11 protein-coding genes are annotated in these 10,611 nt (G+C 65.0%); 6 read left to right on the forward strand and 5 right to left on the reverse strand.

Going from position 1 to position 10,611, the window contains the following annotated elements:
- Positions 1 to 33 precede the first annotated feature (33 nt).
- The 3 genes from AC0L3A_RS17500 (at position 34) to AC0L3A_RS17510 (ending at position 3,875) form a co-directional block, all read left to right on the forward strand.
- On the forward strand, positions 34 to 822 hold the full coding sequence (locus AC0L3A_RS17500; RefSeq protein ID WP_007599286.1) for an enoyl-CoA hydratase: 789 nt from the start codon (positions 34 to 36) through the stop codon (positions 820 to 822).
- A gap of 2 nt (positions 823 to 824) precedes the next feature.
- Positions 825 to 1,574 carry a VOC family protein gene (locus tag AC0L3A_RS17505; protein ID WP_007599288.1) on the forward strand — a complete coding sequence of 250 codons (750 nt, stop codon included), beginning with the start codon at positions 825 to 827 and terminating at the stop codon, positions 1,572 to 1,574.
- Between the two features lie 186 nt (positions 1,575 to 1,760).
- Positions 1,761 to 3,875: an acetate--CoA ligase family protein gene (locus AC0L3A_RS17510; protein ID WP_007599290.1), complete on the forward strand. Its 2,115-nt coding sequence runs from the start codon at positions 1,761 to 1,763 to the stop codon at positions 3,873 to 3,875.
- A 77-nt stretch (positions 3,876 to 3,952) separates the two neighbouring features.
- On the opposite strand, the gene AC0L3A_RS17515 is transcribed toward AC0L3A_RS17510, so the two are convergent.
- Genes AC0L3A_RS17515 through AC0L3A_RS17525 form a run of 3 tightly spaced genes read right to left on the reverse strand, consistent with a single transcriptional unit; the run spans position 3,953 to position 7,029 of the window.
- Entirely contained in the window at positions 3,953 to 4,771 is an 819-nt protein-coding gene (locus AC0L3A_RS17515) for an enoyl-CoA hydratase/isomerase family protein (protein ID WP_007599292.1), read from the reverse strand.
- 15 nt (positions 4,772 to 4,786) lie between these two features.
- Positions 4,787 to 5,947, reverse strand: coding sequence for an acyl-CoA dehydrogenase family protein (locus tag AC0L3A_RS17520; RefSeq protein ID WP_007599295.1), 1,161 nt, complete (start codon positions 5,945 to 5,947; stop codon positions 4,787 to 4,789).
- Positions 5,948 to 5,964: 17 nt separating this feature from the next.
- On the reverse strand, positions 5,965 to 7,029 hold the full coding sequence (locus tag AC0L3A_RS17525; RefSeq protein ID WP_007599297.1) for an acyl-CoA dehydrogenase family protein: 1,065 nt from the start codon (positions 7,027 to 7,029) through the stop codon (positions 5,965 to 5,967).
- Positions 7,030 to 7,279: 250 nt separating this feature from the next.
- Here AC0L3A_RS17525 and AC0L3A_RS17530 point away from each other — a divergent pair, with 250 nt between their 5' ends.
- Positions 7,280 to 8,065: an SDR family NAD(P)-dependent oxidoreductase gene (locus AC0L3A_RS17530; protein ID WP_007599300.1), complete on the forward strand. Its 786-nt coding sequence runs from the start codon at positions 7,280 to 7,282 to the stop codon at positions 8,063 to 8,065.
- A gap of 146 nt (positions 8,066 to 8,211) precedes the next feature.
- Here AC0L3A_RS17530 and AC0L3A_RS17535 read toward each other — a convergent pair whose 3' ends face one another.
- Positions 8,212 to 8,484 (reverse strand): GlsB/YeaQ/YmgE family stress response membrane protein, encoded by a 273-nt coding sequence (locus AC0L3A_RS17535; RefSeq protein WP_007599301.1) that lies wholly within the window; start codon positions 8,482 to 8,484, stop codon positions 8,212 to 8,214.
- Positions 8,485 to 8,515: 31 nt separating this feature from the next.
- A complete protein-coding gene (locus AC0L3A_RS17540; protein WP_007599303.1) occupies positions 8,516 to 9,097 on the reverse strand; it encodes a YidB family protein in 582 nt (193 codons plus the stop codon).
- A 158-nt stretch (positions 9,098 to 9,255) separates the two neighbouring features.
- On the opposite strand from AC0L3A_RS17540, the gene AC0L3A_RS17545 reads away from it, so the two are divergent.
- Complete coding sequence (locus AC0L3A_RS17545; protein ID WP_219684834.1) at positions 9,256 to 10,257, forward strand: 2-dehydropantoate 2-reductase; 1,002 nt, start codon at positions 9,256 to 9,258, stop codon at positions 10,255 to 10,257.
- 36 nt (positions 10,258 to 10,293) lie between these two features.
- A complete protein-coding gene (locus tag AC0L3A_RS17550) occupies positions 10,294 to 10,509 on the forward strand; it encodes a hypothetical protein (protein ID WP_246649417.1) in 216 nt (71 codons plus the stop codon).
- The last annotated feature ends 102 nt before the right edge of the window (positions 10,510 to 10,611 follow it).

A 10,611-nucleotide genomic window follows, 5' to 3' on the forward strand; every position in this document is an offset into this window, starting at 1 on the left:
GATCAAGCAAAACAACGACAAGGGAGACGTCCCATGAACGACATGGTTCTGCAGAAGCTCGAGGGTGGGCTGCTCACCATCACCATGAACCGGCCCGAGCGGAAGAACGCGCTCAACCCGGACATGGTCGCCGGGCTGGTCGTGGCGGCGCGTCGCGCGGCTGATGATCCGGAGGTGCGCGCGGTCTTGTTGAAGGGCGCGGGCGGCTCGTTCTGCGTCGGCGGCGACGTCAAGTCGATGGCGGAGGGCCGGGCGCCGCTGCCGTTCGAAGTGAAGATGGCGAACCTGCGCCGCGGCATGGAGGTGTCGCGCATCCTGCACCAGATGCCGAAACCCGTGGTGGCGCAGCTCGATGGCGCGGCGGCCGGCGCGGGTCTGTCGATGGCGCTGTCGTGCGACCTCCGCGTCGCCTCCGAATCCTGCAAGATCACGACCGCGTTCGCAAAAGTCGGCTTCTCCGGCGATTACGGCGGCACCTATTTCCTCACCCAGCTGCTCGGCAGTGCGCGGGCGCGCGAGCTCTATCTGACCTCGCCGGTGCTGACCGCGAAGGAGGCTCATGCGATCGGCATGGTGACCAAGGTCGTCCCCGACGCCGAGATCGACGCGGCCGCGCACGAGCTCGCGCTGTCGCTGGCGCAAGGCCCGTCGATCGCGCTCGGCTTCATCAAGCGCAACATCAACAATGCCGAGCATCTCGCGCTGGAGGATTGCTTCGACGGCGAGGCGATCCACCACACCCGCTGCAGCGACACCGAGGATCACAAGGAGGCCGCAAAGGCGTTCGTCGAGAAGCGCAAGCCGACCTTCAAGGGCGCATGACGATGGCGCCCTATATGCGGTTGCGGCAGATCTGCCTGGTCGCGCCGCAGCTCGCGCCCGTGATCTCCGACATCGCTGATATCATGGGCCTCGCTGTCTGCTACCGCGACGGCAATGTTGCGAAATACGGCCTGGAGAACGCGCTGCTGCCGGTCGACACGATCCTGCTGGAGGTGGTCGCGCCGTTCAAGGACGGCACCACGGCCGGCCGCTTCATCGAGAAGAGCGGCGGGCGCGGCGGCTACATGGCGATCTTCTGCTGCAACGATCCCGACGAGCGCGGTCGTAACGCCAACGCGCTGGGCGTGCGCACCGCCAACGTCATCGACCACGCGCCCTATCACGGCGTGCAGCTCCACCCCCGCGACTGCCGGGCCGCCTTCATCGAGTTCAACCACACCGAAGGCAGCGACGACATTTTGGGGCCGTATCCACCTGCCGGCCCTGACTGGCAAAAATTCATCCGCAAGGACGTGACGCAGGCGCTGACGAGCGTGGAAATGCAGAGCCCGGACCCGCAACGGCTGGCCGAGCATTGGGGCAAGATCATCGGCGTTGCGCCGGGTGGCGATGCCGAACTGAAGCTGCCCAACGCAACATTCCGCTTCGTGAAGGGCGCCAGCGAAATCATGAGCGCGCTGGAGTTTCGGGTCACTGATGTTGCCGGCGTGCTGCATGCTGCGAGGGCGAAGGGACATGCCGTGGCGGGCAACGAGTTCTTGCTCGGTGGGGTGACGTTCCGCGTCAGTTGAGTGCTTGGTAGTGATCCGTCACCCTGAGGTGCTCACCTCTTCGGCGAGCCTCGAAGGGCGACGGCCACCGGCGGGGCCGCTCATCCTTCGAGGCTCCCCGCACGGTGCTATGCACCGCGCGGCTCGCACCTCAGGATGACGGTCTGGATACGGCGGGTGCACGAAGAATAAGAAGGGGATCACTCCATGCCGCATCCGCTCGATAGCTTCTTTGCACCCGCCAGCATCGCGCTGATCGGTGCCTCGCGCGATCATGAGAAGATTCCGGGGCGGCTCTTGTCGATGTTGCGCAAGAACGAGTATCCCGGAAAAATCTATCCGGTGAACCCGAATTACGCCGAGATCGACGGCCTCATTTGCTACAAATCGATCACCGACATCGGCGCGCCGATCGATCTCGCAATCATCCTCATCCCCGCCCGCGCGGTGCTTGCCGCGCTCGAACAATGCGCCGCCGTCCGCGTGAAGAACGCCGTCATCATCTCCTCCGGCTTTGCCGAGGAGGGTGGGGAGAGCGCGGCGATGCAGGACGCGATCGCGGCGCTGGCGAGGCGGACCGGCATGCGGATTTCCGGTCCGAACGCCGAGGGCTTTTTCAGCCAGATGCAGCGCGTGGCGGCGACGTTCAGTCCCGCCGTGGACGTCAAGCCGGGCGTGGTGCCGCTGGTCGCCGCGACGAAGCGGATCGGCATCGTCGCGCAGAGCGGCGGCATCGGCTTTGCCTATTATCACCGCGCCAGCGCGCTCGGCATTGCCGTGAGCTATGTCGTCAGTGCCGGCAACGAATCCGATCTCGGGGCCGGCGAGTTCCTGGACTACATGGTGCAGGACGCTTCCACGGACGTGATCCTGCTGTTCATCGAAGGCATTCGCGACGTCGACAAGTTTCTCGCGGCAGCGCGGCGCGCGGCCGAGTTGAAAAAGCCTGTCATCGTGACGAAAGTCGGCCGCTCCGGCGCCGGAATGCGCGCTGCCGCCTCGCACACCGCGAGCATGGCCGGATGGTCGGCGGCCTACGACGCGGTGTTTGCCAAATATGGCTTCATCGTCTCCAACGATCTCGACGAAGCCCTGACGATCGCAGCGGTGCTTGCGAGCAATCCGTTGCCGAAAGGCGATCGCGTCGCCGTCGTCACCGTCTCCGGCGGTGCCGGCATCTGGGGCGCCGATGCCGTGGCGCTGCAAGGTTTGCAGATGCCGGAGCTCTCCGAAAAAGTCCAGGCGCAGATCAGGACGCTGATGCCGTCCTACGGAACCGCGCGCAACCCGATCGACGTCACCGCGCAGGGCGTGACCTCGGGCGGCTTGCAAAAGAGCGTCGATGTGCTCACCGCATCCGACGAGATCGACGCGATCCTGGTCGTGCTGTCGCTGTCGAGCGAGATCCGCAAGCCCTTTAGGGAAGCCGAGCTGACGCCGGTGCTGGCAGCGCAGCACAAGCCTGTGGTGTTCTATTCCTACACGGTGCCGTCCGATTTCGCCCGGCGCGAGCTTGCCAAATCCGGCGTCGTGGTGCTCTCGGGCCTCACCCATGTCGGCGTCGCGATGCGGCAACTCGTGGACTACGCCAAGTTCAAGCTCCAGAAGCCCTTGGACGTTGCGCAAGTCCCTGTGCGGGACATCTCTGCGCACCTGCAATCGCCGGCGCTCTCGGAAGCCGACAGCAAGGCATTGCTCCGCACCGCGGGCATCGCGCTGCCGGACGAAGTGCTGGTGAAGGACAAGGGCGGGCTCGACGACGCCGTCGCCCGCATCGGCTTTCCGCTGGTGCTGAAGATCCAGTCGCCGGACATCGCGCACAAGAGCGAGGTCGGCGGCGTGCGCGTCAATATCACCACAAAGGGCGAAGTGTTTCTGGCGTTCGAGGCGCTGCTCAACAACGCGCGCAAGCACAGGCCTGAGGCGGCCATCCAAGGTGTGCTGGTCGGCCCAATGGCGAAGCAGGGTGTCGAGATCATCATCGGCACGATGACGGACAAGACGTTTGGGCCGATGGTGATGGTGGGCCTCGGCGGCATCACGACAGAGCTATTCCGCGACGTCGTCTACCGCCCGGCGCCGGTCGGCGCAGAAGAAGCCGGCGCGATGCTGGCGCGCTTGAAAGCCGCACCGCTGCTGACAGGATTTCGCGGGGCCGCGATGGCGGATGTTGCGGCACTGTCGCAGTTGATCGCGGATATCTCTCTGCTTGCCGCGCAGCATGCAGAGGAGATCGCGGAGATCGAGCTCAACCCGGTGCTGGTGCACGCCGAAGGCCAGGGCGTGACCATCGTGGATGCGCTGGTGGTGGGGCGGAGATAACAGTCACAATTAACGCCTTCGCCGGGACGACATGGGAAGTTGTGGCCGCGCCAAAGTGATCCGGCCAAAAGTCGGAATCACCGCCCCCTGAAATTCGCCGCCCGCCGCTCTTCCGTGGCCTTCACGCCTTCCTTGAAGTCTTCCGTCGCGCGCAGCCGCGTCTGCTCCTCGAGCTCGTGATTGGTCGCCGCCATCACGCGATCGGCGAGGCCAGCGCGCATGGTGGCGCGGGTGGAGACGAGGCCGAGCGGGGAGCATTCGGCGATTTCGCCGGCGAGCTTCAGTGCGGCCGCCTTGACCTGGTCCTGCGGCACCAGTTCGTTGGCGAGGCCCCATTTGAAGGCCTCTTCGCCGGTGACGCGGCGGCTGGTGTAGAACATCAGCTCGGCGTTGTTCTTGCCGATCAGCTCGGGCAGCGTCACGGTCAGGCCGAAGCCGGGATGGAAGCCGAGTTTTGTAAAGTTCGCGGAGAAGCGCGCTTCGGGGCAGGTGACCCGGAAGTCCGCGGAGACCGCGAGGCCCAATCCGCCGCCGATGGCGGCGCCCTGCACGGCGGCGACGATCGGCTTCTTGGCGCGGAAGATGCGCACGGCCTGGATGTAGAGGTGATTGATCGCCCCGAGGCTGTCGGCCGGATCGCCCTTGGCCGTCTTATCGGCTTCGCGCGCCTCTTGCGCCTGTCGTGCCGGGTCCTGGAAATTGGCGCCGGCGCAAAACGCCTTGCCTTGCGCTGACAGTACCGAGCTGCGGATCTCGATGTCGCGATCGAACTCGTCGAGCGCGTCCGCGATCTGGTTGATCAGCGAAATGTCGAAGAAGTTGAGCGGCGGGCGGCGGATCTCGATGGTGCCGACGTGACCAACTTTTTCGACGCCGATATCTTTATAGGTGCTCATGATGTCCTCGAAGAGTTAGCGCAAACCAAGCCCGCGCGCGATGATGCCGCGCAGCACCTCGGTAGTGCCGCCCTGGATGGTGAGTTTCGGCGCGGTCTTGATGGCGAAATCGAGCTGCCGCTCCAGCGTCTCGCGGTTGGTCGCGGTCTCCTCGACGAAAGCGGCGAGATCGCGCACGCGGTGCGGCAGCTGCTGCTCCCACACCGTGCCGATGTCCTTGACGATGGAGGCTTCGACGACCGGCTCCTTGCCCGCTTGCAGCATACCCGCGACCGAGACCGACATGCGCCGCATGGTGTGGAGCTGCGCCACCAGCCGGCCGATGCCTTCGGCACTGCGGGTATCAGGATTGGGGCCGACCGCGCGAACCAGCTCGGTCAGCACGTAATAGGTCTCCAGGAAACGCTCGGGGCCCGAACGCTCATAAGCGAGCTCGCTCGTCGCCTGCTTCCAGGCGCCGTCGACTTCGCCGAGCACGTGATCGTCGGGTACGAAGAAATCGGTGAACACGACCTCGTTGAACTCGTACTGGCCGGTGATCTGGCCGATCGGGTTCACCCGGATGCCCGGCTGCTTCATCTTGACCAGGAACTGCGTCAGGCCGTGACGGCGGTTCTCCTTGGTCGGCTGCGACGTCCGGAAGATCGCGATCATGTAATCGGCGATGTGCGCCGACGAGGTCCAGATCTTGGTGCCGTTGATGAGATAGCCGCCGTCGGTCTTGGTCGCGCGGGTCTTCGCGGCGAACAGGTCCGAGCCGGAGTTCGGCTCGCTCATGCCGATCGCGAAGCAGATCTCGCCGCGGCAAATGCGCGGCAGGATGTCCATCTTGATGTGCTCGGGCGCGTACTTGATCAGCACCGGTCCGCTCTGGCGGTCGGCAACGAAGAACCGCCGCGTCGGCGCGTTGGCGACGCGCATCTCCTCGGTCACCACGTAACGTTCGAGGAACGAGCGCTCCTGGCCGCCATATTTTTTCGGCCATGTCATGCCGAGCCAACCCTTGGCGCCGACCCGGCGTGAAAATTCCGGCGCGTCGGTGTCTTCGCGGTTGGGCTTGTGCGGATCGAAGGTGCCGGCCGCGATTTCCTCGGCGAGGAAGGCGCGCACTTCCTTGCGCAATTGCTCGCATTTCTCGGGCAGGCGGATCGGATCGAAACGGAGGGCAGCGGTCATTGTTGTCTCGTCCCTGATCAGCGCGAAGCCACGAGCGGCCATAATTCGTCGGCGCCGCGGTTGGCAATGAGCTTGCCGAGCTCGACGGCCCAGTGGCTTTCCGAACCGAAATCGTCGCGCCAGGCCAATGCCCGCAGCGAATAGCGGTGCAGGATGTGCTCCAGGGTGAAGCCGATCGCGCCATGGACCTGATGCGCAATGGCGCCGCCCTTTTCCGCGGCTTCCGCGCAGCGGATTTTCGCCGAGGCGGCTTCGAGGTAGACCGCGTCGTCGAACGATCTTGCGTTCGCGATGGCATCGGCGGCCGAGGTCGCCGCGGCAAGAGCGGCAGCCGACTCGCCGGCGAGGCGGGCGAGATTGTGCTGCACCGCCTGGAATTTGGAGATCTTCTTCTCGAAGGCGACGCGCTCATTGGAATAGCGCACGGAGATGTCGAGCATTGATTCCAGCGCGCCCGCGATCTGAAGGCTGCGCGCGACGCCGCCCATCAGCATCATTGTGGTCTGGTCAAAGCCCTTCGGGGCGGGTTTGATGGCGACGGGCTGGACCTTGTCGAGCGTAACGGTGTCGCTGTGGTCGTAGCCGACATTGAGTCCGGTCTCGATCCGACCCTTGCTTGCGTCGACCAGTGCGATCGAGGCGCCGTCCTTGCCGTGGGCCAGCACTGCGAAGTGCTTTGCCGCCTTTGCGAAGGGCACGCCGCGAGCTCGGCCGGAGAGCGCACCATCGGCATCCAAGGTGATGCGATCCTTGGGCGAGGCCGGCAGCACCGTCATCTCGCCCTCGGGGGATGCGATCTTCGCCTGCGCCAGCAGCCAGCCGGCCAGCATGGTTTCGGCCAGGGGAACCGCGACTGCGAAACGGCCGGCGGCGTTCAGCAGCGCAAAACCGTCGGCAAGACTCGCGCCGGAGCCGCCGAGATCGTCCGGCACCCAGGCCAACGGCAGGCCGGCTTCGCTCAGCGCCTGCCACAGCGGCGCCTGCCACGAATCCTTCTTGTCGTTGTTGACGGTCTGCGGATCGGCGAGATCGGCGAAGATTTTCTCCGCGGTCTCGACGACGATATTGTCACTCTCCGCCACAGCGTTCCCCGTGTCTTGCCATTGGCGCATCCGGCCCAGTAGGGGCGGACGCGCAGGTTCTTCTTGCGCCCGATGATCCGAAAAAGCCATGGCCCTGACAAGCGTTGATCGCAGATCAACCTGCGGCGCGGGCATGGGCGCAAGGGACTATAGAAGGCTAATTCCGCTTAGCGGAGTTTGCTCGATTTGCAGGGCGCGGCAAACTCGCTAAACAGAACGTCGATATTCAATCAAGGGGAAGGACATCCGGATGGCCAAGGACAGTTTGTACGCAATCGTGACGGGGTCCGCCTCCGGCCTGGGTGCTGCGACCGCGGAAATTCTCGCACGGAGCGGGGCGCGGCTCGTCATCAACTATTCCTCGAGCCAGAAGGAAGCGGAGGCGACCGCGGAGCTTTGCCGCAAGGCGGGCTCACCGGAAGTTCTGGTCGCGCAGGGCGATGTCTCGAAGGATGACGATTGCCGCAAGATCGTTGCGGCAGCTGGCGGCTGGGGCCGGCTCGACGTGCTCGTCAACAATGCCGGCACCACCAAGCATGTCGCCCATGCCGATCTCGACGGATTGTCTGCGGAAGATTTCCAGCGCCTGTACGGCGTCAACACCATCGGCCCGTTCCAGATGGTGCGCGCGGCGCGCAGCCTGCTCGAGGCCGGCGCCAAGGCCTCTGGGCGGCCGTCCGCCGTGGTTAACATCTCCTCGGTCGCCGGCATCAGCGGCGTCGGATCGTCGATCGCCTATGCCGCGAGCAAGGGCGCGCTCAACACAATGACGCTGTCGCTGTCGCGTGCGCTGGCGCCGCTGATCCGCGTCAACACGGTGTGTCCCGGCTATATCGACACACCCTGGTTCACCAAGGGCCGCGGCGAGGCGGGCGCCAAGCAGGTGCGCGACAGCGTCGTGGCCAAGGTGCCGCTGAAGGTCGCATCTTCGGCGGAAGACATCGCCCAGCTCGTCTGCTTTCTGGCGATGCCGGCCTCTAGCAACATGACCGGCGAGGTCGTGCGCATGGATGCGGGGATGCATTTGGTGACGTGATCGCGAGGCACACTCTCTCCACGTCATGGCCGGGCTTGACCCGGCCATCCACGTGTTGCTGCGCGGATCAAAAGAGGTGGATGCCCGGGTCAAGCCCGGGCATGACGATGAGGTGGCGGTGTGCCGCTTTCGGGCGCTTTGAAGCGTCAACCCTTGATCACGCCGCTCGCCACCAGCCGGTGCCAGATAAACAGCACCACCACGGCGCCGACGGTGGCCATGATGAATCCCGCGCCCTGGTCGGGACTGTAGTGCCCGATGGCCTGGCCGATGAACGTCGCGAGAAACGCGCCGGCGATGCCCAGGATGGTGGTGAGGATGAAGCCGCTCGGATTGTTCGGTCCCGGCGCCAGCCAACGCGCGATGAGGCCGGCGACGAAGCCGACGACGATGATCCACAACAAGCCACCCATGCTCATGTCCGTGCTCCCCTCGTTTGACTAAACTAAATCAGACTCTGCCCGCGATCTCTTGCTCGGTCGGCAGCCGTCCGTCCGGCGTCAGATGATCGACCACCTGCGGCAGATATTGGCTGAGGCCGGAGAGCAGTTCGTCACGCGACAAGCCGCTCTGGGCCGACAGGCTCTCGATCTGGTCGGCGCCGAGCGCATTGGCGAGATCGCCTGGTGCGATCGCCTTGTTCTCGCCCTTGCCGACCCAGGTATTGGCAGTATCGCCATGACCGCTCTGCTGGAGCTGGTTGAGGAGATCGCCGAGACCGCCGCTGAGCACGCTGCCGGCCGCGCCGCCCGCGAGCAGGCCGCCAAGGCCACCCTTCAACAGGTCACCGAGGCCGCCGCCAGCGCCTGCATTCACCGACGGGGGGAGATGCGTCGGCGTCGGTGCCGGGGACGGCTGCGGCGCGCTGCCGGTTTGGTTGCCGCTCAAATGCTTGAATGCCTTCCAGGCGAGCAGGCCAAGGAGCGCCATGGTCATTGGCGACATGCCGCCGCTGGATGAGGATTGTGAACTCGGCGTGCTTGGGCCGCGCGGGCCGTTCTGCATGCCGTTGAGGACGTCGAGCAAACCCATGGCGTTCTCCCTTGGCGCTTTCTTGCTGGTAACAAGCCCCGATCGAAAACATATGAGGCCGTCATGACGGTTACAAGGCGATTGCGCCGCAACTGCGGGAATGGGCAGCAGGCAGCGCCTCTGCTATCGAGGGCAGACCGTTAAGGAGACAAGCCAAGGTGGTTACGGATCGACCGATCGTGGTGGCCGGCGCAGGCGCCATCGGATGTTTCGTCGGCGGCACCCTGGCGGCTGCCGGCCGCCGCGTCGCGTTCCTGGTGCGGCCGCGGGTGAAGGCCGAGATCGAGCGGTTCGGCCTGCTTCTGACCGATTTCGACGGCTCCGAGAAGAAGATCGGCGCGGGCCAACTCGCGCTGTCGGAAGATCCCGCGATCTTCCACAGCGCCGGCATCGTGCTGGTCACGGTGAAGAGCGCCGACACAGCCGGTATCGCGGACCAGATCGCGCAGCATGCGCCGCAGGAGGCCGTCATCGTCTCGCTGCAAAACGGCGTCGGCAATGTCGCGGTGCTGCGCGAGCGCCTCGGCGACCGCCGCGTGCTCGCCGGCATGGTGCCTTTCAACGTGGTCGCGATGGGCGAGGGCCGCTTCCACCGCTCGACCTCCGGCGACATTCATGTTGGTCAAGATGATACGAACACGGCCGCAGCGCTGTCGGTGCCGGGGCTCACCATGCGCGCGAGCCGTGACATCATCGGCGTGCAATGGGGCAAGCTGATCATCAATTTGAACAACGCGCTCAGCGCCTTGTCCGACATGCCGCTCGCCGCGCAATTGGCGAACCGCGACTGGCGACGGCTGTTCGCCGATCAGATGGCGGAGGGGCTGGCTGCGATGAGGGCCGCCGGCATCACGCCGGTCTCGGCGACGCCAATCCCGTCGTCCTGGACGCCCACCTTGCTGAGACTGCCCGATCCGATTTTCAACCTCATCCTGGGACGGACCATGAAGATCGATCCCGAGGCGCGTTCCTCGATGTGGCAGGATTTGAAGCAGGGCCGTAAGACCGAGATCGACTATCTCCAGGGTGCGATCATCGCGCTCGCCGAACAAAACAACATCGACGTGCCGCTGTCGCGCCGCATTATTGCGCTGATCAAACAGGCTGAGGCCGCGGGCAAGGGCCCGCCACGCCTGACGCCGCAGCAGATTCGCGGGTAACGCATGAGTGCAGGCTGCGCGACCGGAGGAGCAACGATGAAGCGTCATCTGATGATCGGATTCGCGCTGGCCGTGCTCTGCGCCGCGTCCTTGGTCGCGGAGGCCCGGCCGCCGACGGTCATGAACTCTCCCGGCTATGACAGGCGATTGCAGGAGAGCAGGTCGCAGTTGAGCAGTTCTCCGACGACAACGGCGCCTGCGAATTCCCCGGTAGCTCAACCGAAGCGCAGCAAGAAGAAGCCTCTGAACTGAGGATGTAAGCGCGGTCTCCATCACACCCGTCATTTGGGGGGGCGCGCCGCGAAAACAACAAACCACCCCCGAACCAGAAGGTTATTTTGTGTGGGGGCGCGG

The organism is Bradyrhizobium sp. MI1.3 (assembly GCF_055811695.1).

Excerpts from the sequence above, each read along its gene's own strand:
- AC0L3A_RS17500 (WP_007599286.1), top strand. The coding sequence starts at position 34 with ATGAACGACATGGTTCTGCAGAAGCTCGAGGGTGGGCTGCTCACCATC.
- AC0L3A_RS17505 (WP_007599288.1), top strand. The coding sequence starts at position 825 with ATGGCGCCCTATATGCGGTTGCGGCAGATCTGCCTGGTCGCGCCGCAG.
- AC0L3A_RS17510 (WP_007599290.1), top strand. The coding sequence starts at position 1,761 with ATGCCGCATCCGCTCGATAGCTTCTTTGCACCCGCCAGCATCGCGCTG.
- AC0L3A_RS17515 (WP_007599292.1), bottom strand. The coding sequence starts at position 4,771 with ATGAGCACCTATAAAGATATCGGCGTCGAAAAAGTTGGTCACGTCGGC.
- AC0L3A_RS17520 (WP_007599295.1), bottom strand. The coding sequence starts at position 5,947 with ATGACCGCTGCCCTCCGTTTCGATCCGATCCGCCTGCCCGAGAAATGC.
- AC0L3A_RS17530 (WP_007599300.1), top strand. The coding sequence starts at position 7,280 with ATGGCCAAGGACAGTTTGTACGCAATCGTGACGGGGTCCGCCTCCGGC.
- AC0L3A_RS17535 (WP_007599301.1), bottom strand. The coding sequence starts at position 8,484 with ATGAGCATGGGTGGCTTGTTGTGGATCATCGTCGTCGGCTTCGTCGCC.
- AC0L3A_RS17540 (WP_007599303.1), bottom strand. The coding sequence starts at position 9,097 with ATGGGTTTGCTCGACGTCCTCAACGGCATGCAGAACGGCCCGCGCGGC.
- AC0L3A_RS17550 (WP_246649417.1), top strand. The coding sequence starts at position 10,294 with ATGAAGCGTCATCTGATGATCGGATTCGCGCTGGCCGTGCTCTGCGCC.